Origin of the sequence: Erythrobacter insulae (assembly GCF_007004095.1) — a bacterium.
Lineage (GTDB): Bacteria > Pseudomonadota > Alphaproteobacteria > Sphingomonadales > Sphingomonadaceae > Erythrobacter > Erythrobacter insulae.
Genome location: NZ_VHJK01000001.1, coordinates 350,197 through 373,115 on the forward strand (window position 1 = coordinate 350,197; position 22,919 = coordinate 373,115).

Consider the following 22,919-nt stretch of genomic DNA (forward strand, 5'->3'; position numbering starts at 1 on the left):
AGACCTAGGCCGGGGCGTTCGTAAAATGTGTAACCAACCTGCCAAGCCCAACGGAATTGGAACCTTTGACCAGAACGGCATCACCGTGGGTAAGTCCGAACTCTTCTAGCGCCGCAATCGCTGAGGCAGGTTCTTTGCAATGGTCGAAGCTAGGGATAAAGCCAAGCGGGCCGGGAGATGCTTTCCCCAGCTGCCCTGCCAGGGCGCGCATCTCGTCACCGACAAGGATCACATGATCAATCTTGGCTTCGATCAACGGCTCTGCCAGTTGGCGATGAAATTTGGGCCCGAAATCGCCCAATTCCTTCATACTGCCAAGCACCGCAATTCGGCGGTGCGCTGGCGTTTGGCCCAGCGCGCGCAAAGTCGCCCGCATCGAAGCCGGGTTGGCATTGTAACTCTCATCAATAAGCAAGGCTTTGCCGCCAGGCACTGTGATATTATGGCGCGCGCCGCGGCCTTTTAATCCGCCCATTTCAGCAAGCGCAAGACCCGCTCTGGCCATATCTCCGCCTGCTGCGCGCACTGCCGCCATGACGCCAAGCGAGTTGGAAATCCAATGCTCGCCGGGCTCCGCAACAGAATAGCAAAGCCGCTTGTCGCCCAAATCTGCGGTAACTAATGAGCCACCATTGGCGCTGGGGATCGCATCCAGAAGGCGAACATCCGCATCTTTGCTGCGTCCGAAAGTCACAATTTTTACGCCGAGGCCGCGCGCATGATCGATCATGCGCTGTGTATACTCCGTATCAGCTGGAATGATCGCGGTGCCGCCTTCGACAAGTCCGTTAAAGATCTGCGCCTTTTCATCGGCGATTGCTTCCATGCTGCCCAAATTTTCGATGTGCGCAGGTGCAATGGTGGTGATTAATGCGACATGCGGACGAACATGATCGGCCAAAGGCGCAATTTCGCCTGCATGGTTCATACCCATTTCAAACACGCCATATTTCGCCCGCGCAGGAAGACGCGCGAGGCTAAGCGGTACGCCGACATGGTTGTTGTAGCTGCGAACGCTGCGATGCGCAGCGCCGCGGCTGGAGCGGTCCAGGCTGTTGAAGATCGCTTCCTTCACACCGGTTTTCCCGACCGACCCGGTTACGGCAATGCGTACACCTTTGCACCGCTGACGCGCGGCATGGGCCAAATCATGCAAAGCCTTGGTCGTATCCTTCACCAGCACATGCGGAAAATCCACCGGACGATCTACGATGGCGGCCACTGCGCCTTTCGCAAAAGCGGCAGCGATGAATTTATGGCCATCCATCGCTTCACCCTTTAAAGCGACAAACAGATCGCCGGGGCGCACATCGCGAGAATCCATTTCAACGCCGGACGCCTGAAAAGCGTGGCTTGATAGGCCACCGGTCGCCGCAGCAATGGCAGCGGAATCCCAGAGCGCGAGCGGCAAAGCATCACGCGGATTGGCCGGCCACGTGCGCAACAAAGCATGAGCAGTCTTCATGCGACCATCTCCGCTGCGCATTCACGCGCGACTTGAACATCATTAAATGGCAATATCCGCATATTGTCCCCTGACCCGATAATTTGGCCTTCTTCGTGGCCCTTGCCTGCAATTAGGATGATGTCGGCTGCGCTGCCTTGGGCAATCGCATATGCAATCGCTTCGCGTCGCCCGCCGATTTCTGTGGTGTTGTCGCCAGCCTTTGCCAGGACTTGTCTACGGATACTGGCAGCATCCTCGCCGCGCGGATTGTCATCAGTCACGATGACTGTATCGGCCGCCTTTGAAGCGACTTCGCCCATAGGCGCGCGTTTTCCGGTGTCGCGATCGCCGCCTGCACCAAATACCACGATCAGTTTTCCGCCCTTCGCCTCATCAACATGGGGCCGAAGCGCGACAGTCGCAGCCTCCAACGCATCAGGCGTGTGGGCATAATCGACATAAACGGGCGCGCCGGCGGCCGTAATGACCGCACGCTCCAACCGTCCGCGCACAGGTTGCAGGCGACCCAGCGCATCAAACACCTGCGCTGCATCCGCACCTGTCGCCATCGCCAATGCAGCAGAAACCAGCGCGTTTGCCGTCTGATACGCGCCGATCAAAGGCAGCTTTACCGACTTCGTTTCGCCCGCATGTTCAATCGCAAGCAATTGCCCCAATTGCGTCGCTTCACGGCCAGCCAGCCTCAGAAAATCGCCCTGTTCACCGACAGTCAAAACCTGCAAGCCGCGCCTCTTGGCGTGTTGAACCGCGCGTTTCGTCCATTCGTCCGGCTTAGGGCCGGTCCAGATAATCGCGGGCGCGCCGTCTTCGACCACTTCATCGAACAACCGCATCTTAGCCGCGAAATATTGCTCCATCGTTTCGTGATAATCGAGATGATCGCGGCTAAAATTGGTGAAGGCCCCCGCATTGACGCGCAGCCCTTCATTGCGGAATTGCGAAAGGCCATGGCTCGATGCTTCGTAAGCCACGTGTGTCACGCCCTCACGCGCAAGGCCGCTCATATTGGACAGGAACGTCACGATATCGGGCGTGGTCAGGCCGGTAGAGACACTGCCATCGGGCGTGGTTACGCCAAGTGTGCCGATGCTCGCCGCCCGTTCGCCGCACATACGCCAGATCTGACGGGTCATTTCGGCAGTGGATGTCTTGCCGTTGGTTCCAGTCACCGCGACCACTGTTTCCGGTACCGGTGTAAAAAATTTCGCAGCGAGATTGGCGAAGGTCTGGCGTGGTTCGTCACTCGCAATATGCAACGCGCCTTCGACTTTCGCTTCGGCGCGGGCAACAATTGCAGCAGCACCTGCCTCGATCGCGGCAGGGATAAAATCCTCGGCGTTGAACTTGGCACCCTGAAATGCGCCAAACACCGTGCCCGGTGCGATCTTGCGATGGTCAATCGCAAAGCCTGTGACCGCGGCATCGCCCGCATCGACCCCGTTGATACCAGCGCGCTGGATCAGATCAGCCAGCCTCATTTGCGCCCCTCCACCAAATATCGCAGGTCCGAAATATCGACATCCCGGCTTGAATCAGGCCGAACGCCCAACATCGGCCCAATGCGCGGCACCAACCGCCCCACCACCGGCGCGGCATTGAACGCCGCCGTGCGCTGAAAAGAGCTTGCCTTGGTCCCGCGCGGCTCATCAATCATCGTGACCACAACATAGCGCGGGCGATCCATTGGAAAAGCGGCGGCAAATGTCGAAATGATCTTGCGCTCGCTGTACCCGCCGCGAGCATTGGGTTTTTCCGCCGAGCCTGTCTTTCCGCCCACCCGGTAACCCTTGGCATCAGCACTGCGGCCCGTCCCGTAAAGCGAGATCATGCGCAGCATCTGCCGCATACGCGCAGAGGTAGATGCTTTGAACACCCGCTTGCCGCGCGGTACATCTTCGACTGCCAATTTGTGCAAGGTCGATGGGCGCCAGATCCCGCCATTCACCATCGCAGCATAAGCATTCGCCAGGTGCAGCGGCGTCACCGCCAAAGAGTGCCCGTAACCGATCACCATATTGGTGTGGCGATTATCCGGATTTTGCGGCCAGAGCGGTTTGCCCTTGGCAGGAAGTTCGACGAAAGGCCTCTGGTCCATCCGAAGATCAACCAGCATCTGTTGCAGACGCTCCGTGCCCAGCTCGTCTGCGATGCGCGCGGTCACTGTGTTGGATGAATAGACCAAAGCCTGAGGCACATTGAGCGTGCTGCCCTTTGGTTTCAGATCCTGAATGGTCCGTTTGCCGACCTCGACCGGCCGCGCATTCCAGTTTTTCGAAAGATCGCGCACGACGCCAGCATCAATCGCTGCCGCGACGGTCAATGGTTTGAACGTGGATCCCAATTCGTAAACGCCATTGGTCGCGCGGTTAAAGACGTTTGGCGCGCCATCAGCGCCAACGATGTTGGGGTCGAATTCCGGCAATGACGCCATAGCCATAATTTCGCCGGTATCCACATCCAGCACAACCCCGGCAGCGCCAATCGCATCGGTCGCGAGCATCCCGCGGCGCAGCTCATCCTCCAGCGCGCCCTGAACGCGCACATCAATCGACAAAGCGACAGGTTCGCTGCGCAGTTCAGGATCGGAAAGGCGTTTTTCAAGCACCTGCTCCATGCCCAAACGCCCGCCTTGCTGTTCAACGACATAGCCAAGAATATGCGCAGCGAGCGAACCCTGCGGATAATGACGATCGGTTTCCTGCGGAAATTGCAGGGCAACTTCGCCCAGTTCAAAAACGCGGTTTGCATCTTCTGGCAGGACACGGCGTTTCAGATAACCGGCTTGGCCAGAGGCAAGCAGTGCAGCCGTCTTGGCTTCGTCCATGCTTGGGAAAATGGACTTGAGTTTTGAAGCAACATCAGCGGGCTCTGACACCAAAGGCTTGCCCCCATCGCCCATCGCTTTCGGATCAAACCAAAGCGCATATGCGGGAAATGCACGGGCCAGCGGAGCGCCATTGCGATCGGTAATCTCCCCGCGCGGCGGTAACAATTGGTCTGCAAGGCTCGACTGGCTCGGCGCGTGTCCGGCAAATCCCAACCAAACGATCCTTAAAATCGCGGCGATTGCCACCAGAGTGAAAATCCCCGCGATGAGCAGGACCCGCAGGCGAGCCGTCAGAACAGATTGAAAGCGAAGCTGCACCAATTGCACCCGGCCTGCCGGTATGGCGGGGCCGCTGCCAATCTGATCTCGCGAAGAGCGCGGTTCATTGTCCGAAAAGACGCCTGCACCAAACTCCAGCCCTAATTGAGGGCTAAGCGTGCTCATTCCCCGCCCCCGCGCGCATCCTGAGACAAAGCAGTGCCGGTCAAATCACCCGAAACGGTCTGCGCTTTGGCCGCTCGGATTGGCGAAGCCTCGATAAGAAAATCGCCAAATGCATCGGCAAACAGTGCCCCGCCATCAGACTGCGCCGCAGCAGAAGCGAGCGTAATCGCCTCTCCTGTGAGCGGTGAGACCATTTCGCGATCCTGCGCTGCTCTGGCGGCGGCATTACCCGTATCTGCGCGGGCTACCCGGATGGGGTTCGGCGCATCGGGACCGCGCGGTTGACCAAGGCTGGCCAGTTGGCGTTCGTTATCGAGATATTGGTCCGCCCGCGGCGCTTCAAATCCAAATTCGACCGAGTTCCAGTTTGCCAATTGGCGCTGACTGGCGCGCGTCTGGAACTCCGTTTCCAGCAGGAGTGTCTCACGTTTCAGCGCGACGATCTTGCGCTCGGCAAGATGCACTTCGCTGTTAACGGCGTGCACCCGCAGGCTAAGCACAACAAACATGCCAACGCACACCGCGAGCAATGCCGCCCAGCCGAGCGAGCGCATCTGGGTGTTTGTAACGATCATAGTGCAGCCTCCCGCGCTGGTGCAGCCGTGCGGATTGCATGGCGCAAAGTGGATGAGCGGGAACGCGGATTGCGCTCGATCTCGGCCTCGGAAGGGCGGATCGCTTTCGAAACTTTCGTAAAGACCGGGTCAGGACCGGGTAATTCGCCGGGCAGATGACGAGATACAGCCCGCCCCGCACCAGATGCCTGTTTAAAGAAACGCTTTACGATGCGATCTTCAAGGCTGTGAAAACTGACGACAGCCAGCACGCCGCCGTCTTTCAGGATCGCCTCGGCAGCGGTCAGACCAGCGCGAAGCTCGCCCAGCTCGTCATTCACGTGAATGCGCACGGCTTGAAAAGTTCGGGTGGCAGGGTCTTTCTTGTCATGCGGTTTATACCCGAGCGCCCGGCGGACGACACGGGCAAGCTCACCAGTCGTCTCAAGCGGACGCGCGGCAACAATCGCGCGCGCGACACGGCGCGATTGGCGCTCTTCGCCGTATTCATAAAGTACGTCAGCAATCGCGGCTTCTTCTGCGGTGTTCAGAAAATCAGCAGCACTCTCGCCCGTTTGGCTCATCCGCATGTCCAGCGGGCCATCAGAAGAAAACGCAAAACCGCGCTCACCCTGATCGAGCTGCATCGAAGAGACACCAATATCCATGACAACTGCATCGACCTGAGCAACTCCGATACGGTCGAGCTCTGCGCGCATTTCTGAAAAGCGTTCTTGGTGAAGTGACAGGCGGCCGTCATATTTTCGGACTAGGTCCGCACCGTCGCGGATCGCATTGGGATCACGATCAAAAGCATAGACGCGCGCGCCGCGATCAAGCAGCGCGACCGAATAACCGCCGGCACCGAATGTCGCATCGACCACCGCGAGACCATCGCGCGGCCCGATTGCAGCAATCACTTCGTCAAGCAGGACTGGGATATGAGGCGCGGTCATTTACCGCCCCCTTTCTTCGCCGCTTTTGCAGCCGCCTCCGCAATCAACTTCTTGCAAGTTACCTGAGCACCGCGGAACGAGCGATCCATCCGATCAAGCTCTTCAGGATTCCAGACAAAGAAAAAATCGCCCGCGCCGTGGAAATACAGACCATCGCCAACATTCCCGAGATCGCGAAGATGCTCGGGCATGACAAACCGGCCACTGTCATCGAAGGGCAGCTGCTCGAAACCAAAAAGCTGCTGGGCGCGGATATCGCGGTCCCAATCAAAATTCTGCATTTTAATCGCGCGCTCTTCTTCCTTGTCGAGCGTGGCGTGCAATTCGGGAATGCGCGAAAGACCAAAGCCGATGAGGCAATCAAAACGGTCGTGAACAGCGAGGCAAAGCGTTTTTGAACCCTCGCCACTTTCCTTTACCGCCTTGCGGAATGCGGGAGGCAGGACAAAACGGCCCTTGTCGCCGGCAGGCGAGAAGGCTTGGCCATTATATCCCTCAAACGCAGACACTTGCGCCATTCCCCTAACATCCCTGACCAGCCTGAAATCCCCCGGCTGACCTTCATTTCAAACACGTCCGAAACCACGACTTCTCCGTCACCGCCACCACACGAGCGGGGGCAGCGCGCCGACCGAAACAGGTGACGCGGGGCAAACAGTTATGTTTGATGGAAGACGGTATTATCGTTAACGCAGCGTTGAGGAAAGGGCTTTTTACGGGAAATCTAGGGATTACACGCAAACTTACTGTTTTTTATATCTTTTTTTGGGTTGTAACATTTGTAATTCTCACATTCCGAACCCCGAATGTCCCGCACATTCCCCAATGAAACCGCTGAAATACGGGCGATTCCCGCAAATTATGCAGCGATTCCCGCGCCCACACCCGGTTCGCAGCCCTGTTTCCCGTAATTTTCCCAAAACCGCTCGGCAACTCAGACTGCTCTAGCGGAACGCGAAATCGAGCAGATAGGTCAGCGTCGGATCTTCGCCGCCACCTGCCTCCTGATGCTCAACCACAGCAGCGTCAGCCACGAGCGTCACAGTGCCTTTACCGATCTGGCAGTGCGCAATCACATTGTCTGCATACAGCTCGCACGGTGCGCCATCCCCGTTCGCTTTCGATATGCGGCCACCGTGTATGATGGTGACTGTGCGCGGCCCCCATTGAGCCGACGTAATCCCATCGTCCCATTCATCATGGGCGACGACGCTGATTTCCATGCCCCAGCGTTCTACCACCGGAGGGATCAGGGCAGTATCGACGGGCCTTGCTGGATCGCCCAATGGCAAGGCATATTCGCCGCTTAAAACAGGATCCAGCATCAACAGCAGTTTCCCGCCGCTGCGCACCCAATCGTCCAGCGCGACATTGTCAGCCGGGGAGAGGCCGCGTGGCTGGATCACCGCGAGCCGGTCTATCGCGACGAGAGGGTCGGTGCCGGCGTCGTCTTGGGAAAGCGTGTCGAGCGGTTCGATCGTATGGCATCGCTCAATCAAAACGCGCTGCCACGGCAGTTCGGCATTATCACTGCCCAACGTCGAAAAATCGAGATTGCCTGGCCAGTAAATGGGAAGGCTGGTCATCAAACCCATCGGCTGCGGCGATGCACCGCCAGGGCAAGCCGCATCCGAAGCATCATCAGAGGCGTCTGAAGCGCAAGCCCCGATGCTCAGAAATGCAGCGGCAAGCAGCGCAAATTTATGGACGCTGCGTATCATCTGGCGGGGCTGGCGGGTTTACCGCGCCTTGTTCTGGCAAAACAGGAGCATCCCCGCTCGGTGCAGGGTTTGTCTCTGCCGGAATATCTGGCACCACGCCTGCATCGGCCAGCGGATCGCGCTGCGGCAGTGCATCGGTCGGCTCGGTTGTCGGGGCCGCCTCCGGCACCGCGGCTTGTTCCGACAATTCCGCCTGATTGCCGATCACACTTGCCAGCCCGACCAGCAAAATCATGGCGAAAATTCCGAACAGACCGACTTGAAGCCGCTGAGTAGCTTCGCTGCGGCTCCCACCCAAAGGCGCGCCCTCTGGCGCTTCATCGGTATTAAGACCGCCGCCCGGCATGCCGCCAATCAAGCGGCGAAAAAGTCTCTTCTCTGCCATGCGCGCAATACTATCAGGCCCCGCCCTCATGCGCTAGCCAATCAAACACCGGCAGACCTTTCGCAGCCAACCATTCAGCGTTGTAGAGCGTCGAGAGGTATCGAAAACCGGTGTCGCACAGGATTGTTGCAACCTGCGGATTATCCCGCCCTTCGGCAACCAATTGCTTGCCCAGCTCAATCGCGCCCGCGACGTTGATACCGCTTGAAAGACCAAGGCACAGCCCCTCTTCGCGCAGCAAACGCTCGACCCAGATCATTCCTGTTTCGTCAGAAATGCGGAATTGGGTGTCGATCGGCGCGTCTTCGAGGTTGGCGGTAATCCGGCCCTGCCCGATCCCTTCCGCGACCGAGGAACCCTCGCTCTTCAGCTCGCCATGAGCGTAATAATTGTAGAGCGCAGCGCCATGCGGGTCGGTCAAAGCGATGCGAATATTCTCGTTCTTTTCCTTAAGGCCCATGCCCACCCCGGCGATCGTCCCGCCGGTGCCCGCAGCGCAAGTAAACCCGTCAATTTTGCCGCTGGTCTGGACCCACAATTCCTGCGCAGTGCCTTCGATATGGGCTTTGCGATTGGCCACATTATCGAACTGACCAGCCCAGATCGCGCCTTCGGTTTCTTCGGCCATCCGGCGCGAAACATGCTGGAAATGCGCAGGGTCGGCGTATTTTGTCGGCGGCACCAGCACAAGGCGTGCGCCCAGTGCCCGCAGCGTATCCATTTTCTCTTTGGATTGATTGTCGGGCATGACGATAACCGTCTTGTAGCCCAGCGCATTGGCGACCAGCGCGATGCCAATGCCGGTATTGCCCGCTGTCCCTTCGATCACAGTGCCGCCGGGCTGCAATTCCCCGCGCGCTTCGGCGTCGCGGATCATATACAGCGCCGCGCGGTCTTTCACCGACGAACCGGGATTGGCAAATTCGCATTTGCCCCAAATGTCGCAGCCCGCCGCCTCGCTGGGTCCGGTAAGACGGACAAGCGGCGTATTGCCGATCAGAGCGAGCGTATCGCCGAGAGGTTGAGTGATGTTCATGACACGGGATTTAGGGTGTTACCCCCCTCCCCGCAAACAACTTTAATCTTCGGCAGCGATAGTCACTTTAAGCCCGTCGAGCTCATCGGTCAGCGGAACCTGACACGACAGACGCGAATTGTCTTTACGATGCTCGGACGATTCCAGCAGATCGTCTTCGTCTTCGCTCATTTCGGGAAGTTTGTCCGTCGCGCCGCCATCGATGTAAATATGGCATGTCGCGCACGAACAGCATCCGCCGCACAGCGCCAGCAATTCATCAAAGCCATTGTCGCGGATCGCTTCCATTACGGTCAGGCCATTTTCCACATCGATTTCGCTGGTTTCACCTTCGCGATTGGTGACGACGAGCTTTGGCATAAGACTGGCTTCCTTTTTGGATCTGACATTGACGCTGTAATGCGCGGTATCGGGTAAACCGCCGCGCTGCTAGGATGTTCCCCGACATAAGACAAGAGCACCCTCTTGCAAACAAAGGACCGCGCAAGTGAGCATCACCGCCGAACAAATTCGTAGCGGGCTTGATAGACTGGCAAGCACCGACAAGGCTTTGGCCAGAGAACTGGAACGGGTCGGGTATCCAGAGCCGCGTTTCCGCGATCGCGGATACAAGACATTGTTGCGAACTATTGTGGGACAGCAAGTGTCTGTCGCCGCGGCGACTTCGATGTGGAACAAGCTGGAGGCGGAACTGGGCAAAGATTTCACGCCCGCTTGCCTGCTGAAACGCGATTTTGATACGCTGCGCGCCTGCGGCCTATCGCGCCAGAAACAAGGATACGCGCGGTCGCTGTGCGAATTGGTTGACGCAGGCCAAATCGATTTCCTGTCGCTTCCCACGGACGACGAAGCAGCAATCGAGGAAATGACCCGCATTAAAGGGATCGGGCGCTGGTCCGCAGAGATTTATCTGCTGTTTGCCGAAGGGCGCACCGATATCTGGCCTGCTGGCGATCTGGCGGTACAAGAAGGGGTCAAACGCCTGCTTGAAATGGAGGAGCGCCCCAAGGAAAAAGAAACGCGCGAAATCGGATCACGCTGGTCACCGCACAGAGGTGCAATGGCGATTTTCACCTGGCATTATTACGCCAACCCCGCGCTTTGATCCGTGTAGGACACAGATGACAGATTCCCCAACATGTCATGCGGTGCCTACACCCCTATCGCACTGAATTTTCGATACAATCACCGTGTAGGGCACGCATGACACTTTCCCAAATTTCTGCGCCCATGTGGCGGGCTTGTGGTGTTCCGAATAGAGCATCGACGATTTGAAAGAGCCGCCGAAAAGCTAGCGATTTTAGTGGGTGTAGGAAACCGAAGCGATGGGCCAGATCGTGGGCCAGCGTGTGGGCGAGCGCATGGGCCAGCCTATGGGCCGGGATGCTGACATTGCGGTGCGCGGCGCAAACATCTTCTGCAGCGTGTTTGCCTCTCTGATATCGCTCGCCTATCCCTTGTGCGATCCGGGGGGAATATTATGAAATACTTCAAAATCGCCGCAATGGTTTCAGCCATGGCGTTCATCACACCATTATCCACGATCAAGGCTCACGATGCGTTTGATCATTCAAGCCCCGAGCAATTGCTGAACGCTGCACGCGTGAAGGCGATGCAAGACACCGCTCTAGGTTTTCTGGCGACCCTTACCGATGATCAACGGGCGAGGGTCATGACCTCTCTTGAAAACAACGCCGCCAGAACCAGTTGGTCAAACCTTCCGGTAATCATGGCGCCGCGCTCTGGTATGGCGGTCACTGAAATGACTTCGGCGCAGCGCAGCGCGCTGCACGCGATGATGGCCGCGGCCTTTTCGAGCCAGGGGTATCTGAAAACAACGACCAGCATTTGGCACGAGGATGTCTTACGCGGCATCAGCGCCAATCTGATCGCAGCGATGCCGGATGAAGATCCGCGCAAGGCGCGGTTCAAGACAATCATTGAATCCTACGATAGCGAGAAGTTCTATGTCTCTGTTTTTGGTGATCCAGAAACACAGAATTGGGGCTGGATGGTTACAGGCCATCACTATGCGGCCAATTTCACGATTGCCGATGGCAAGATCGCTTTTATGCCGCTGTTTCTTGGTGCGAACCCGCAAACCGTCCCTCAAGGGCGCTATGCCGGCTGGAGAATTTTGCAACACGAAGCCGACCGGGCATTGGCGCTGATGAAATCTTTGGGCCCTTCGCAGCTTGAAACCGCTGTCATCGCGGATGCGGTCGACAGAACGGTCTTTGCAGGGCCGGGCAATCGCGCAGGATACGCCGCGCAGGTTGGCCTAAAAGCATCAAGCCTTGAACCGCTGCAGCTGCGCCTGCTGCGCGATGTCATTGACGAATATATCGGCAATGCATCGGACGAGGCGGCCAAACGGCAGCGTAAAGCGATCGAAGAAGACGGTCTTGGCAACCTCTATTTCGCATGGTGGGGGCCAACGGGTGACCCTGCGGCGCGCTATATGTTCCGGATCCACGGACCCTCTATTCTGATTGATTACGTGCGCGAAAGTTCGCCGGACGGGGGCTTTAACCACGTCCATTCAATCGCGCGCGATCCATCGAACGATTACGGATCGCAGTGGTTGAAACTGCATTACGACGAAGCGCATCAGGACTAAGTCAGCAATCCTGTTTGCAATCTCTCCCGCGCTCCCTAGCTGTCATGCACATCCAAGGGAGACACCATGACCGCTATCGAGAATTTTCCGCTCATCCCGCGCGACCATCTGTTCGGCAATCCGACCCGCGCTCAGGGTAAGATCAGCCCGGATGGAACGTGGCTCAGCTGGCTGGCTCCGCTCGATGGTGTGCTGAATATCTGGATTGCGCCTGTCGGTGATGCTGACGCGGCCAAAGCCATCACAAATTCAACCGACCGCCCGATCCGCGATCATTTCTGGGCGCCCGATGGCAACAGTGTCGGCTATATCCAGGACAAAGGCGGCGACGAGAATTTCCTGCTTTACCGGATCGACATTGCGACCGGCGATGAAATTTGCCTGACCCCGTTTGACAACACGCGAGTCATGATTGTCGGGGCGTCTGACACGATCCTGGATGAAGTGCTGGTTGGCCTGAACAATCGCGACCCGCAGTTCCACGATGTTCACCGGCTCAATCTCAATTCAGGCAAAATGGAACTGATTTACGAGAACAACGCCTATGCCGGGTTCTTGGCCGATGACAGCCTGACCTTGCGCATGGCGATGGCGCAAAATGAAGCGGGCGGGACCGACTATTTCCGGTTTGCCGAAGGTGCGGTCGAAGCAACCCCTTTCGAAAGCACCGACATGGAGGACGCGCTGACAACCTCCCCGTCGGGATACACGGTTGATGGCTCGATCCTGTATTGGCTCGACAGCCGCGGCAGAGACACCGCCGCATTGTTTGCGCAAGATACGCAAAGCGGGCAGCGCACGCTTATCGCCGAAAACGACAAGGCCGATATTGGCGGCACCATCCGGGATCAGAAAACCGGCGAGGTTCAGGCCTATTCTGCCAATTATCTCAAGACACAATGGACCGCGATTGACCCCGATCTCAAGGCTTCGCTCGACTGGCTCGGTACGCAGCTGGACGGCGAATACGGGTTGATGAGCAGGACCGATGATGACCAGACATGGATCGTGTGGAATGACCCTCTGACAGCGCCGATTGCGACCTATATCTATGATCGCTCTGCCGGCACGCTATCCCCGTTTTACGTCACGCGGCCCGAACTCGACGGCGCGCCGCTGCAATCGATGCACCCGGTGGAGATTACCAGCCGCGATGGTTTGACGTTGCCGTCGTATCTGACGCTGCCGGTTGGAAGTGATGCGGAGGCTTCGGGTAAGCCAGCTGCGCCTGTGCCGATGGTACTTTTGGTCCATGGCGGACCATGGGCGCGCGATGGATACGGGTTTAATTCCACCCACCAGATGCTGGCCAATCGCGGTTACGCCGTGCTTTCGGTCAATTTCCGGGGCTCCACCGGATTTGGCAAAGGCTTCCTCAATGCCGCTAACAAGCAATGGGGCCTGACAATGCACGATGATCTGATCGATGCCGTTCAATGGGCCGTGAATGAAGGCATTGCGATTGCGGATAAGGTCGCGATTATGGGGGGATCGTATGGCGGATATGCGACGCTTGCGGGCCTCACATTCACGCCGGAAACCTTTGCCTGCGGGGTCGATATTGTCGGCCCGTCAAACCTTGAAACGCTGTTGAGCACGATCCCGCCCTATTGGGCGCCGCTGGTCAAGACGTTCCATGAACGGATGGGCAATCCCGAGACGAGCGAAGGTCTTGCCCTGCTCAAAGCGGCGAGCCCGCTGCACAAGGCGGATCAGATCACAAAACCGCTTCTGATCGCGCAAGGCGCCAACGATCCGCGCGTCAAGCAATCGGAAAGCGATCAGATTGTCGGCGCGATGAAACAGGCGGGCATTCCTGTCACCTATGTCCTGTACCCGGACGAAGGCCACGGATTTGCCAAACCGGCCAACTCGATAGCGTTTTTCGGCGTCGCGGAGAATTTCCTTGCCGAATGTATCGGCGGGCGCGCCGAGCCGCTTGGCGATGTGCTGGAGCCTTCGACGGCTGAAATCATCGAAGGCGCCGATCATGTGAAGGGTTTGAAAGCAGCGCTGGAGCGCTGACCTGACCCAATATTGGGCCTGACAAACCGGCCCCTCTCGCTTAAGACAGTTGCAAATCGCAATGGGAGAGGGATCACATGAGCGCGAACGAACCACGCCGCAGTATTTTTATCACTGGCGGAGCCTCCGGCATCGGCCGCGCCACTGCGCGCTATTTTGGCGAGCGGGGATGGTTTGTCGGGATCGCAGATATCAACGAAACCGGCATGGAAGACACGCTGGGCCTGATCCCCGGCGGCTTTACCTACATGCACAAGCTCGACGTGCGAGACCGCGCCGCATGGGACGTCGCGCTTGAGGCATTTGCCACGGCGGCAGGTGGGCGCATTGATGCGATGGTCAACAATGCGGGTATCGGTACAGGCGGCCCACTGGCCGAGCTTGAAACCGAAGAGATTGACCGGTGCCTCGATATCAATGTGCGCGGTGTGCTGTACGGCGCGCAGGCGGTGTATCCCTACCTTCAGAAAACCGCGCCCGGATCGTGCCTCGTCAACATCGCAAGCGCAGCGGGCATCACCGGCGGTTCTGGTATGAGCGTATACAGCGCGACCAAATTTGCAGTGCGCGGGATCGCCGAAAGTCTCGACGCGGAATGGGCACCCGAAGGGATCAAGGCATGCTCGATCTGTCCGAGCTTTATCGAAACCCCGCTACTGGATGGCACCGGCAACCGCCGATCCAACGAGGCCGTGCGCGAGCGGGTGAAAGCCGCTGGACTTGAAATTACACCGGTCGAAGAAGTCGCCGAAACCATCTGGCAGGCGGTGCACGGAGACGACCTGCATTACCTCGTTGGCAAAACGGCGAAAAAGCTGAACTTTGCCAAACGCTGGATGCCGGGCAAAATCCGCAAACAGAACCGCGCAGGCGCGGCGCTTTTGGGTAAGTAACCCTTACAACAGACCATCAATTGCGCGCGCCATCGTGGCATCGCGCTGTGACAGGCCGCCGCTTGTGCCTGCGTCATGCGTGGTCAGCGTGATCTCGACTTTGGCATAAACGTTGAACCATTCAGGATGGTGATCCTGCGCATCGGCAAGCAGCGCAACGCGGCTCATAAAGCCCCAAGCTTCGGAAAAATCACCGAACTGAAACGTGCGCTTGATTGCTTTGCCTTCGCGGGCCAATTCCCAATCGGGATGGTCGGCGAGCAGGCTCTCGCGTTCTTTTTCATTCAGTTCAGCTACACTTGGCATCGGGGGCTCCAGACGTATGAGTTGTTTGCGGTCTCGCTTTTGCCTAACGCTCAACGCGATGCAAGGTTCTCGGCCCGTAACTCTTTCTGCGCATGCGCTTGCCTGCCGCCGCGGCGATCGTTTGCTTTTCCGCGGGCTTTCGTTCGCGCTGGAAAGCGGCGAGGCGATGCATGTGACCGGCGCGAACGGGACCGGAAAAACCACCATGATCCGCGCGCTTGCGGGGCTCACCACGCCATATTCCGGATCGGTCGAGAGAGCCGGAGATATCGGCTTGCTGGATGAACGGACCGGGCTCGACCCTGATCTGCCTTTGGGTAAAGCCTTGTCATTCTGGCAGCGAATTGATGCATGCAGCGCTCCCTCGCATGCTCTGGCAACACTGGGTCTTGCGCCTTTGCTGGATGTGCCGGTGCGCTACCTTTCCACCGGTCAGCGCAAACGTGCAGGGCTGGCGGCATTGCTCAATCGCGGAAGTCCGATCTGGCTGCTGGATGAACCGCTGAGCGGGCTGGATGCGGCCGCGATAAAGCAGGTTACGGCGCTGATCGCCGATCATATTGCAGGCGGCGGTATTGCGCTGATCGCTTCGCATCAACCGCTTGCGATAGCGGGTCTGCAAAGCCTCGCGATTGAAAAATTCACGCCCGTTTATCAGGATGAACGACCATGATCGGCGCGCTTTTGAAACGCGATCTCGGCAAATTTTTCCCCTTTGCAGGAGGCGGCGCGGCATTGCCGGTGGTGTTTTTTGTGGCGGTGGCAATGCTGTATCCGTTCGCGGTCGGACCGGATCAGGATTTGCTGGGTCGCACCGGCGGCGGTGTGGTGTGGATCGCCGCGCTGCTCGCCGCGATCCTGCCGCTGGAAAAACTGGTTGCGCAGGATATCGAACTTGGCACGTTCGATCAGCTGCGCCTGCGCGGGCTTACAGAAGAGATCATGATGGCGGTGCGGTTGCTGGCGCACTGGCTCAGCTTTGGCCCGCCGCTGATCCTTGCCGCTTTTCCCGCTGCCGCGCTGCTCGCGCTGGATGGGCCAAGCCTGCATCTGTTGCTGCTCGGATTGCTGGCGGGCACACCGGGCCTTGCCGCAATCGGATTGATCATCGCCGCTCTCACGGCCAGCCTTCGCGCCGGTGCGGCTTTATCCGGCCTGATGCTGATCCCGCTCGCCTTGCCGATCCTGATTTTTGGCGCGGGCGCGCTGGCACGTCAGGATCAGGCCAGCCTGGGTTTTGTTGCTGCGATCAGCCTCGGGCTCGTAGCCATAGCCCCTTTCGCCGCCGGTGCAGCGATAAGAGCGGCCCGCGAGATTTAGGCTTGCACAGGTAGAGATGCAGGCAGAGGTAGCGCCGTAATTACGGTGGCTGCTCTGTGATCCGTCACATTGCCGAACAGCGGTGTAAGAACGCCGATATCCGGTGCAACAGCACAGGGCAGCCACATATCACGCCAAGGCCGGTAAAAACCGTCCGCGGCTTACATTCCTGCCCAGACGGCATAGCCGATCGCGATCATGCAGATACCAACCAAGCCCCAGATCAAATGCAAACTTGTCTCGTGGTGGAGGCTGGATTTTTGCTCTGCATGGAAAAGTGCGATTTTGGGCATAAGCCGCGGCTCGCACGTCAGCAACGCCGTGTCGATTGCAGGGGAGGTGTTGTAAAAGACGACAAGCTCGTGAAGTTCTCTCACACTAAGCTCGGGGTATTTTTCGAGCAGCTCGGCTGCGCGCATACGGTGTTCGGGATTTCCTTCCCGAAAGGTAGTAGGATGAGTAGCCATAATTGACTGATCCGGGCACACAAAAAAGCGGGCACCCACGCGCCGCAGCGACTCACTGCGACGCCCGCGAAATACTCCTGTTTGAATCGCACGAAAAGCGAAATTTTGCATTGGTCAGGATCAACGCTGCTGGCGCTTCGTTACAGCAATGAAATGTCCATCAAAACACCTGACCAGAAAGCCGCCATCCTGCTTGGCCGCATCGCGCTTGCATTGCTGTTGTTCACAGTGATTGCATTCGGCGCGAAGGCGCTGATGCATACCGAAGTGCAGGCGCGCTACACGCCGCTGGTGATGTTTCACGGGGTTACGATGCTGGTGTGGCTCGCGCTGCTGAGTGGCCAGGCCTATCTTGCCGCCAATGCGCGTTATGCGGTTCACCGCGCCACCGGTCTCGCCTCGATTGCTCTGGTCGGTGCAATGGCGGTTTCAGGCGGAATACTCGCGGTGAATATCGGGGAGGAATTGGGGCGGCCCGAGGTAACCGTGGTCAACATCGCAGCGTTCGTGACGTTTATCCCGCTATATCTGGCAGCGGTGCAATTTGCACGGCAACGCAATATCCACGCGCATCGTCAGGCCATGCTGATCGGAACGCTCGCGCTGATGACCCCCGCCTATGCCCGCGTCGTGCAAGTGCTCGCCCTGCCCGATCCGGTCGCGATCGGGGTGCAGGTGCCGATCACGATTGCGCTCGCAGTAGGCTATGATTGGCTGATCAAGGGGCGGATCACGCGCGAAGTGCTGGCGATGCTGGCGTTCTCGGTCGCGGTTATTGCGGTGATGGTGGTGGTTCTGGCAATATGGTTTTTATGAAGAACCCACGCCTTCGGCTCGCGATCGTATCTTTTGCCGCAGGGGCACTCTTTCTTTTCGGTGCCCAAACGGCTTTTGATGCTTACCAATCCCGCGCAAATTCGGACGTGCAGCAGGCGCTAAAGAAATACGAAAAGCTTATCGGCGACTGTATTCAGGATAGCAATTTTGGCAATGATAGCCGCAACTTACATGATCTGGAATCGTGTGCAGCCGCGCGAAGCCATACTGATGAAATTGCCCAATTTGCCACCTGGGAGAACTTCGAACGGCTCACCCCCTACCAACAAAGCAGGGTTTTGGGCCTACAAGTGACGCTCAAGAATTTTGAAGTCAGGATGCTGGAATGCCAAGTCGGCACCACATTTGATCCTCATCCTCGGCTAAGGTGCCGCGAAAAGCCAAAGTTCATTGACCCAGGGAATTTCAAAGCCCCTAGTCTCGATCCTGAGCCTCAGTAAGGCGGCTTGTCGCGTCCTGTCGGGCTCTTGGTGAAAATCTCCACGCCGTCTTGCGTCACTGCCATCGAGTGTTCGAATTGCGCCGATAGCGACTTATCGCGGGTTACGGCGGTCCAGCCATCGCCCAGCACTTTGGCCCATGGCTTGCCAAGGTTGATCATCGGTTCGATGGTGAAGAACATGCCGGGTTTCAGTTCAGGCCCCGTCCCCGCTTTCGCCGCGTGCACCACTTCGGGTGCATCGTGGAACAGACGGCCCAGACCATGCCCGCAAAATTCGCGCACGACGCCGTAACGGAACTGTTTGGCGTGAGCCTCAATCGCGGCGCCAATATCGCCCAGCCGCGCGCCCGGTTTGCTGGCTGCGTCGATACCCAGCATCAGGCATTCATACGTCACATCGACCAGCCGCTTTGCCTTGATCGACGGCTCGCCAGCAAAGAACATGCGGCTCGTATCGCCGTGCCATCCATCCAGCAGCGGAGTGACATCCACGTTCAGGATATCGCCCTCTTTCAAAACTTTGTCAGACGGAATGCCGTGGCAGATCACATGGTTGATCGAGATGCAGCACGAATGCGCATAGCCGCGGTAGCCAAGCGTTGCGGGCACGGCGCCGGCATCCAGCGTCATCTCACGCACGCGGTCATCAATCTGCGCTGTGGTGATGCCGGGCACCACCATATCGGCGACTTCATCTAGGATCGTCGCGGCAAGGCGGCCTGCCTTGCGCATCCCTTCGAAGCCTTCTTCGGTGTGCAGTTTGATCGTGCCGTCGCGGTAAACGGTGTCGGTGCTCTCTACGAGTTGATATTCGGTCATGCTGACTATGTAGCGACAATGCGCGGCAATTTCTACGCCCCGGCTGTCATTACTTGCCCGGCGCGAACGCTTCTCGGTAAACGGGTTTGACCGCGTCGATGATTTGCCGGGTCACGGGCACAGTGAATTCGTAATCCCCTTCGGCATAGGCTCCCGCGACATAAGGCGCGTAATAAATCCCGATCCGATCAAATTTCTGACCGCTTGACGATCCCATGAACATCACCGTTTCTTCCATCGAAACGCATTGATTGGGCCATTCGCCTTCAGTGCGAAATTCCTCTCCGCCGCGCCGTTCGCTGCGTTCCCGGTTAAGCCGTTTGCAAGCGGTATCGCTGATCGCGGCATCCAGCGCATCGAGCGATGTGAACATCGCTTTGGGGTCTATCGCGGCACCCGCTTTGCGGTCCCAGATCAACGATCCGCGACCACTATTTCCATGCGCACCGCCGGTGTAGGAGTAAAACCCGCTCGACAGGCTGAGGTAACGCGGCAAATCGGCCACGACCTGCCAGCCCAATTCAAACGTGCTGTTGCGACATGCCGTGAAATCCGGCGGGCAATCGGCAAGGGATTCTGCCCACCACTGCTTTTGCTCCGCCAACGCTTTGTCCCGCTGCGTCTCCAGCTCTTTAGCGAGCGCCGGGATGGCGGAAACCTGTTTGGGCCATTCATACGAAAATTCGCGGGCACCGCCCTCAACCTCGGCGTTGTCATTAAAGACCACGCCGGATCCATCCGGCACCTTGGGCGGTTCCGGCGGGGCCGGCACATCCGCAGCGGCAGGCGCATTTATGCTATCCGATTTCGCGGCGGCTGCGGCAGCATTGTCGCTCATATCGTCAGGCGGAGAACACGCAGCCAAAACCAATATCGCTGCTCCGGCAATCCCTATTTTCATTGTCAAAACCCCATCCCCAAAAGACAATTCATACGTGACAAGACGACTATCGCGCTTAATGACATATGCATGACTGATATTTCCAACTTGATCCAGCCCGATCGCGGGCAAGACGCCGTGACCATTCATCTGACAACCGCCGACGGGTATGATGAATACGCCAAAACCCTTTCCGCCGGACAACGCGCCAGCCTTACCGCGCAAAAGTTCGATGGCAGCGCGGGCCAAGTCGCAATTGTGCCAAATGGCGATGGGTTCATTGCGGTCGGCGGCGTCGCCAATCCCGCAAGCCTATCATCCTTTTGCCTGGCCGCGCTGGCGGACAAACTGCCCGAGGGAACATACCGTCTGGCCGATGCCCAGCCCGGTGCCGCGATGTTTGGATGGCTGACTGCGCATTACAGTTTCACCCGGTACAAGGATGATGAAAAAGCCGCAGGGCCGCGCGTCCTTTTGACCGAACAGGTCGGGCGTATTCCCGCTTATCTGGCAGAGGCCGAAGCCGAGATGCTTGTGCGCGATCTCGTCAACACTCCCGCCGAAGATATGGGGCCAGCCGCGCTGGAAGCCGAGATTGAAAAGCTGGCCAAAGCATTCGGGGCACAGTTGCAGTTGACCAAAGGCGACGCCTTGGAACAGGGATATCCCATGGTCCATGCCGTCGGCCGCGCCGCCGCGCGTCATCATGCTCCGCGGATTATGCATCTGACATGGGGCAAGGAAAGCGATCCCGTGTTGGCTCTGGTTGGTAAAGGCGTCTGCTTTGATACAGGCGGGCTCAACATCAAACCCGGCAGCGGCATGCGGTTGATGAAAAAAGATATGGGCGGCGCAGCGCATGTGATCGCGCTCGCCGGGCTGATCATGGCCGCAGGGCTTAAAGTGCGTCTCCATATGCTGGTACCGGCTGTCGACAATGCGATTTCCGGACCCGCTTTCCGGCCGGGCGATGTTTTAAATAGCCGCAAAGGTCTGTCGGTGGAGATTCACAATACCGACGCCGAAGGACGCCTGATTCTGGGTGATGCGCTGACGCGGGCGAGCGAAGAAAACCCCGAACTTATCATTGATTTTGCAACGCTAACGGGGGCTGCACGGGTGGCGCTTGGCCCCGATTACGCGGCGATGATGGCGCGCAAGGATGACACTGCAAATGCTTTGATAGAGGCCGGAAAAGCCAATGATGATGAACCATGGCGCCTGCCTCTGACCGACGCCTATCGCGAATATCTGAATTCGGACATCGCCGATATCGTCAACGCCCAAAGCAATCCCTATGCCGGTGCCAGTGTCGCCGGCCTGTTCCTGGATAGATTTGTCGGCGATGGAATCGACTGGGTGCATTTTGATACGTTTGCGTGGCGCCCCTATCCCAAACCGGGCCGGTCCAAAGGCGGGACCGCCTATGGCTTACGCGCGGCATGGCATATGCTCAAAGCCCGCTATTCCTAATGATTTGGCCGTCGGAACCGGTTTCGCCCGCTGCGCGTTGATCGCTTTCTACAGGCGTAAACTTGCCCGATCATTCACTTGCGGCTAAGCGCGCGCCTTCGGGGGAACTAAGGATCAAACTGCGAATGAGCGGCACCGAAGTGCAGGCAAATACATATACCGTGCCAGGCGGCATACTGGGTCTGAAAGGCCCGGTGCAAAAGCCTATGCCCGGTACATTGCCGCTGCGCGGTGATCTTGCGCATATCGCGCTCGCCGGAACGCATCTGGCCGCGCATTATGTGATCCCCCATGTCGCCAAGATTGGCGATCAGGATACCAATCTGCACCTGATGCCGCGCGATGACAGCGAAATCACGCGTATGCTTCCCGCAGGAAGCGCCATCGAGGTGCTTGATGTGGCGGGCGAATGGGTGTGGATTTGCGTAGGCCCCGAAGGTCCAAGCGGATATTGCAAAGCGGATTGTCTCGCAAACTGAAGCCGCTACAAGCGCGATTATGACTACCCGTATTTTTATCGATGGCGCCGCCGGAACAACCGGCCTTGAAATCCGCGACCGGCTTGCTGGACGCAGCGAATTTGATTTGATCGTTCTGGACGAGGGCCATCGCAAAGATGAAGCGGCCCGCCGCGAAGCGCTGCACGAAGCCGATATTGCGATCCTGTGCCTGCCGGATGCGGCGGCAATGGAAGCAGTGGCGCTGACCAAGGGATCGAAGACGCGTATTATCGACGCATCCAGCGCGCACCGGGTGGCGGATGGGTGGACCTATGGGTTTCCCGAGCTGGTTGGACATGACAAAATTGCCGGAGCGCAATTCGTATCCAATCCGGGCTGCTATCCGACCGGATTTCTTGCTCTCATTGCGCCGTTAGTGAGGGCGGAGATTCTTGAACCCGACTGGCCCTACACAGTCAACGCAGTCAGCGGTTATTCCGGAGGCGGAAACGCGCTCATCGGGCGTTTCGAAGACGATCCAACCATCGCCTTTCGCGCTTACGGCCTTGGCCTTGATCACAAGCATTTGCCCGAGATGCAAAAGTATGCCGGACTGGGTCTGGCTCCCGTCTTTTCACCGGCCGTGGTTCCGGCGCATCGTGGGATGATTGTTGATGTGCCCATTTCACTCGACGTGATTTGCGATGATCATTTCGAAGAGCCTGCAGTGAATGTCCTGACTAGCGCGCTGCAAAAACACTATGCGGACAGCCAGGTTGTGAAAGTTAACTCGAACTCCTCCGAACTCTCTGAATTGCTTTTGCGCCAAGACGCCGAACCTTGGGACGGCATGACGCTTTATGTTTTCGAAGGCGACTACCAAGCACGCCTCGTCGCCCGGCTCGACAATCTTGGCAAAGGCGCGAGCGGTGCCGCAATCCAGAATTTGAATATCATGTGCGGCCTGCCCGAAACCACAGGATTACGCCTCTAAATGCCGCTACTG

25 protein-coding genes are annotated in these 22,919 nt (G+C 58.0%); 11 read left to right on the forward strand and 14 right to left on the reverse strand.

The features are described 5' to 3' along the window. Window positions 1–4: 4 nt before the first annotated feature. The 10 genes from FGU71_RS01735 to FGU71_RS01780 all read right to left on the reverse strand — a co-directional run bounded on the left by FGU71_RS01735 (window position 5) and on the right by FGU71_RS01780 (window position 9,751). Window positions 5–1,465 (reverse strand): UDP-N-acetylmuramoyl-tripeptide--D-alanyl-D-alanine ligase, encoded by a 1,461-nt coding sequence (locus FGU71_RS01735; RefSeq protein ID WP_142786972.1) that lies wholly within the window; start codon window positions 1,463–1,465, stop codon window positions 5–7. After that, the gene (locus FGU71_RS01740) at window positions 1,462–2,946 is read right to left on the reverse strand and encodes a UDP-N-acetylmuramoyl-L-alanyl-D-glutamate--2,6-diaminopimelate ligase (RefSeq protein ID WP_142786973.1); all 1,485 of its coding nucleotides are present in this window, start codon (window positions 2,944–2,946) and stop codon (window positions 1,462–1,464) included. Before FGU71_RS01740 ends, FGU71_RS01735 begins: the two co-directional genes overlap by 4 nt. Next, the gene (locus FGU71_RS01745; RefSeq protein ID WP_142786974.1) at window positions 2,943–4,739 is read right to left on the reverse strand and encodes a peptidoglycan D,D-transpeptidase FtsI family protein; all 1,797 of its coding nucleotides are present in this window, start codon (window positions 4,737–4,739) and stop codon (window positions 2,943–2,945) included. Before FGU71_RS01745 ends, FGU71_RS01740 begins: the two co-directional genes overlap by 4 nt. Then, window positions 4,736–5,314 carry a hypothetical protein gene (locus FGU71_RS01750; RefSeq protein ID WP_142786975.1) on the reverse strand — a complete coding sequence of 193 codons (579 nt, stop codon included), beginning with the start codon at window positions 5,312–5,314 and terminating at the stop codon, window positions 4,736–4,738. The genes FGU71_RS01745 and FGU71_RS01750 overlap by 4 nt, the downstream gene beginning before the upstream one ends. Beyond that, window positions 5,311–6,249: a 16S rRNA (cytosine(1402)-N(4))-methyltransferase RsmH gene (gene rsmH / locus FGU71_RS01755; RefSeq protein WP_142786976.1), complete on the reverse strand. Its 939-nt coding sequence runs from the start codon at window positions 6,247–6,249 to the stop codon at window positions 5,311–5,313. Before rsmH ends, FGU71_RS01750 begins: the two co-directional genes overlap by 4 nt. Beyond that, on the reverse strand, window positions 6,246–6,767 hold the full coding sequence (locus tag FGU71_RS01760) for a division/cell wall cluster transcriptional repressor MraZ (protein WP_142786977.1): 522 nt from the start codon (window positions 6,765–6,767) through the stop codon (window positions 6,246–6,248). The genes rsmH and FGU71_RS01760 overlap by 4 nt, the downstream gene beginning before the upstream one ends. 426 nt (window positions 6,768–7,193) lie before the next feature. After that, window positions 7,194–7,835 carry a hypothetical protein gene (locus tag FGU71_RS01765; RefSeq protein ID WP_142786978.1) on the reverse strand — a complete coding sequence of 214 codons (642 nt, stop codon included), beginning with the start codon at window positions 7,833–7,835 and terminating at the stop codon, window positions 7,194–7,196. Between the two features lie 115 nt (window positions 7,836–7,950). Beyond that, window positions 7,951–8,355, reverse strand: a complete 405-nt coding sequence (locus FGU71_RS01770; protein ID WP_185960175.1) for a hypothetical protein — start codon at window positions 8,353–8,355, stop codon at window positions 7,951–7,953. Window positions 8,356–8,368: 13 nt separating this feature from the next. Then, complete coding sequence (locus tag FGU71_RS01775; RefSeq protein ID WP_142786979.1) at window positions 8,369–9,391, reverse strand: cysteine synthase A; 1,023 nt, start codon at window positions 9,389–9,391, stop codon at window positions 8,369–8,371. Window positions 9,392–9,433: 42 nt separating this feature from the next. Beyond that, window positions 9,434–9,751, reverse strand: a complete 318-nt coding sequence (locus FGU71_RS01780) for a 2Fe-2S iron-sulfur cluster-binding protein (protein ID WP_142786980.1) — start codon at window positions 9,749–9,751, stop codon at window positions 9,434–9,436. Window positions 9,752–9,878: 127 nt separating this feature from the next. Between FGU71_RS01780 and FGU71_RS01785 the strand changes: the two genes are divergently transcribed. From FGU71_RS01785 to FGU71_RS01800, 4 genes are all read left to right on the forward strand, one after another. Then, complete coding sequence (locus FGU71_RS01785) at window positions 9,879–10,496, forward strand: DNA-3-methyladenine glycosylase family protein (RefSeq protein WP_142786981.1); 618 nt, start codon at window positions 9,879–9,881, stop codon at window positions 10,494–10,496. A 375-nt stretch (window positions 10,497–10,871) separates the two neighbouring features. Next, a complete protein-coding gene (locus FGU71_RS01790; protein ID WP_142786982.1) occupies window positions 10,872–12,011 on the forward strand; it encodes a DUF3500 domain-containing protein in 1,140 nt (379 codons plus the stop codon). A 66-nt stretch (window positions 12,012–12,077) separates the two neighbouring features. Then, a complete protein-coding gene (locus tag FGU71_RS01795) occupies window positions 12,078–14,036 on the forward strand; it encodes a S9 family peptidase (RefSeq protein ID WP_142786983.1) in 1,959 nt (652 codons plus the stop codon). 77 nt (window positions 14,037–14,113) lie between these two features. Beyond that, window positions 14,114–14,929 carry an SDR family oxidoreductase gene (locus FGU71_RS01800; protein ID WP_142786984.1) on the forward strand — a complete coding sequence of 272 codons (816 nt, stop codon included), beginning with the start codon at window positions 14,114–14,116 and terminating at the stop codon, window positions 14,927–14,929. Window positions 14,930–14,932: 3 nt separating this feature from the next. Here FGU71_RS01800 and FGU71_RS01805 read toward each other — a convergent pair whose 3' ends face one another. Further along, window positions 14,933–15,235, reverse strand: coding sequence for a 4a-hydroxytetrahydrobiopterin dehydratase (locus FGU71_RS01805; protein WP_142786985.1), 303 nt, complete (start codon window positions 15,233–15,235; stop codon window positions 14,933–14,935). A 58-nt stretch (window positions 15,236–15,293) separates the two neighbouring features. On the opposite strand from FGU71_RS01805, the gene ccmA reads away from it, so the two are divergent. Beyond that, entirely contained in the window at window positions 15,294–15,908 is a 615-nt protein-coding gene (gene ccmA / locus FGU71_RS01810; protein WP_142786986.1) for a heme ABC exporter ATP-binding protein CcmA, read from the forward strand. Beyond that, window positions 15,905–16,555, forward strand: a complete 651-nt coding sequence (locus FGU71_RS01815) for a heme exporter protein CcmB (protein WP_142786987.1) — start codon at window positions 15,905–15,907, stop codon at window positions 16,553–16,555. The genes ccmA and FGU71_RS01815 overlap by 4 nt, the downstream gene beginning before the upstream one ends. Before the next feature lie 161 nt (window positions 16,556–16,716). Here FGU71_RS01815 and FGU71_RS01820 read toward each other — a convergent pair whose 3' ends face one another. After that, entirely contained in the window at window positions 16,717–17,133 is a 417-nt protein-coding gene (locus FGU71_RS01820) for a hypothetical protein (protein ID WP_142786988.1), read from the reverse strand. Window positions 17,134–17,175: 42 nt separating this feature from the next. On the opposite strand from FGU71_RS01820, the gene FGU71_RS01825 reads away from it, so the two are divergent. Continuing rightward, window positions 17,176–17,838 (forward strand): hypothetical protein, encoded by a 663-nt coding sequence (locus FGU71_RS01825; protein WP_142786989.1) that lies wholly within the window; start codon window positions 17,176–17,178, stop codon window positions 17,836–17,838. Next, window positions 17,835–18,299 carry a hypothetical protein gene (locus tag FGU71_RS01830; protein ID WP_142786990.1) on the forward strand — a complete coding sequence of 155 codons (465 nt, stop codon included), beginning with the start codon at window positions 17,835–17,837 and terminating at the stop codon, window positions 18,297–18,299. The genes FGU71_RS01825 and FGU71_RS01830 overlap by 4 nt, the downstream gene beginning before the upstream one ends. On the opposite strand, the gene map is transcribed toward FGU71_RS01830, so the two are convergent. After that, on the reverse strand, window positions 18,293–19,120 hold the full coding sequence (gene map / locus FGU71_RS01835; RefSeq protein ID WP_142786991.1) for a type I methionyl aminopeptidase: 828 nt from the start codon (window positions 19,118–19,120) through the stop codon (window positions 18,293–18,295). The genes FGU71_RS01830 and map overlap by 7 nt on opposite strands. A 49-nt stretch (window positions 19,121–19,169) precedes the next feature. Further along, complete coding sequence (locus tag FGU71_RS01840) at window positions 19,170–20,021, reverse strand: DUF3298 and DUF4163 domain-containing protein (RefSeq protein WP_185960176.1); 852 nt, start codon at window positions 20,019–20,021, stop codon at window positions 19,170–19,172. 69 nt (window positions 20,022–20,090) lie between these two features. Here FGU71_RS01840 and FGU71_RS01845 point away from each other — a divergent pair, with 69 nt between their 5' ends. From FGU71_RS01845 to argC, 3 genes are all read left to right on the forward strand, one after another. Continuing rightward, window positions 20,091–21,473 carry a leucyl aminopeptidase family protein gene (locus FGU71_RS01845; protein ID WP_142786993.1) on the forward strand — a complete coding sequence of 461 codons (1,383 nt, stop codon included), beginning with the start codon at window positions 20,091–20,093 and terminating at the stop codon, window positions 21,471–21,473. A 125-nt stretch (window positions 21,474–21,598) separates the two neighbouring features. Continuing rightward, window positions 21,599–21,952 (forward strand): hypothetical protein, encoded by a 354-nt coding sequence (locus FGU71_RS01850; protein ID WP_142786994.1) that lies wholly within the window; start codon window positions 21,599–21,601, stop codon window positions 21,950–21,952. Window positions 21,953–21,971: 19 nt separating this feature from the next. Next, a complete protein-coding gene (gene argC, locus FGU71_RS01855) occupies window positions 21,972–22,907 on the forward strand; it encodes an N-acetyl-gamma-glutamyl-phosphate reductase (protein ID WP_142786995.1) in 936 nt (311 codons plus the stop codon). The last annotated feature ends 12 nt before the right edge of the window (window positions 22,908–22,919 follow it).

Bases quoted from the DNA above. Each gene is read 5' to 3' on its own strand.
- FGU71_RS01800 (WP_142786984.1), top strand. From the start codon at position 14,114: ATGAGCGCGAACGAACCACGCCGCAGTATTTTTATCACTGGCGGAGCC.
- FGU71_RS01745 (WP_142786974.1), bottom strand. From the start codon at position 4,739: ATGAGCACGCTTAGCCCTCAATTAGGGCTGGAGTTTGGTGCAGGCGTC.
- FGU71_RS01805 (WP_142786985.1), bottom strand. From the start codon at position 15,235: ATGCCAAGTGTAGCTGAACTGAATGAAAAAGAACGCGAGAGCCTGCTC.
- argC (WP_142786995.1), top strand. From the start codon at position 21,972: ATGACTACCCGTATTTTTATCGATGGCGCCGCCGGAACAACCGGCCTT.
- FGU71_RS01735 (WP_142786972.1), bottom strand. From the start codon at position 1,465: ATGAAGACTGCTCATGCTTTGTTGCGCACGTGGCCGGCCAATCCGCGT.
- FGU71_RS01765 (WP_142786978.1), bottom strand. From the start codon at position 7,835: ATGACCAGCCTTCCCATTTACTGGCCAGGCAATCTCGATTTTTCGACG.
- FGU71_RS01825 (WP_142786989.1), top strand. From the start codon at position 17,176: ATGTCCATCAAAACACCTGACCAGAAAGCCGCCATCCTGCTTGGCCGC.
- FGU71_RS01850 (WP_142786994.1), top strand. From the start codon at position 21,599: ATGAGCGGCACCGAAGTGCAGGCAAATACATATACCGTGCCAGGCGGC.
- FGU71_RS01845 (WP_142786993.1), top strand. From the start codon at position 20,091: ATGACTGATATTTCCAACTTGATCCAGCCCGATCGCGGGCAAGACGCC.
- FGU71_RS01760 (WP_142786977.1), bottom strand. From the start codon at position 6,767: ATGGCGCAAGTGTCTGCGTTTGAGGGATATAATGGCCAAGCCTTCTCG.
- FGU71_RS01830 (WP_142786990.1), top strand. From the start codon at position 17,835: ATGAAGAACCCACGCCTTCGGCTCGCGATCGTATCTTTTGCCGCAGGG.
- map (WP_142786991.1), bottom strand. From the start codon at position 19,120: ATGACCGAATATCAACTCGTAGAGAGCACCGACACCGTTTACCGCGAC.
- FGU71_RS01795 (WP_142786983.1), top strand. From the start codon at position 12,078: ATGACCGCTATCGAGAATTTTCCGCTCATCCCGCGCGACCATCTGTTC.
- ccmA (WP_142786986.1), top strand. From the start codon at position 15,294: ATGCAAGGTTCTCGGCCCGTAACTCTTTCTGCGCATGCGCTTGCCTGC.
- FGU71_RS01815 (WP_142786987.1), top strand. From the start codon at position 15,905: ATGATCGGCGCGCTTTTGAAACGCGATCTCGGCAAATTTTTCCCCTTT.
- rsmH (WP_142786976.1), bottom strand. From the start codon at position 6,249: ATGACCGCGCCTCATATCCCAGTCCTGCTTGACGAAGTGATTGCTGCA.
- FGU71_RS01780 (WP_142786980.1), bottom strand. From the start codon at position 9,751: ATGCCAAAGCTCGTCGTCACCAATCGCGAAGGTGAAACCAGCGAAATC.
- FGU71_RS01820 (WP_142786988.1), bottom strand. From the start codon at position 17,133: ATGCAAAATTTCGCTTTTCGTGCGATTCAAACAGGAGTATTTCGCGGG.
- FGU71_RS01740 (WP_142786973.1), bottom strand. From the start codon at position 2,946: ATGAGGCTGGCTGATCTGATCCAGCGCGCTGGTATCAACGGGGTCGAT.
- FGU71_RS01770 (WP_185960175.1), bottom strand. From the start codon at position 8,355: ATGGCAGAGAAGAGACTTTTTCGCCGCTTGATTGGCGGCATGCCGGGC.
- FGU71_RS01750 (WP_142786975.1), bottom strand. From the start codon at position 5,314: ATGATCGTTACAAACACCCAGATGCGCTCGCTCGGCTGGGCGGCATTG.
- FGU71_RS01840 (WP_185960176.1), bottom strand. From the start codon at position 20,021: ATGAAAATAGGGATTGCCGGAGCAGCGATATTGGTTTTGGCTGCGTGT.
- FGU71_RS01790 (WP_142786982.1), top strand. From the start codon at position 10,872: ATGAAATACTTCAAAATCGCCGCAATGGTTTCAGCCATGGCGTTCATC.
- FGU71_RS01775 (WP_142786979.1), bottom strand. From the start codon at position 9,391: ATGAACATCACTCAACCTCTCGGCGATACGCTCGCTCTGATCGGCAAT.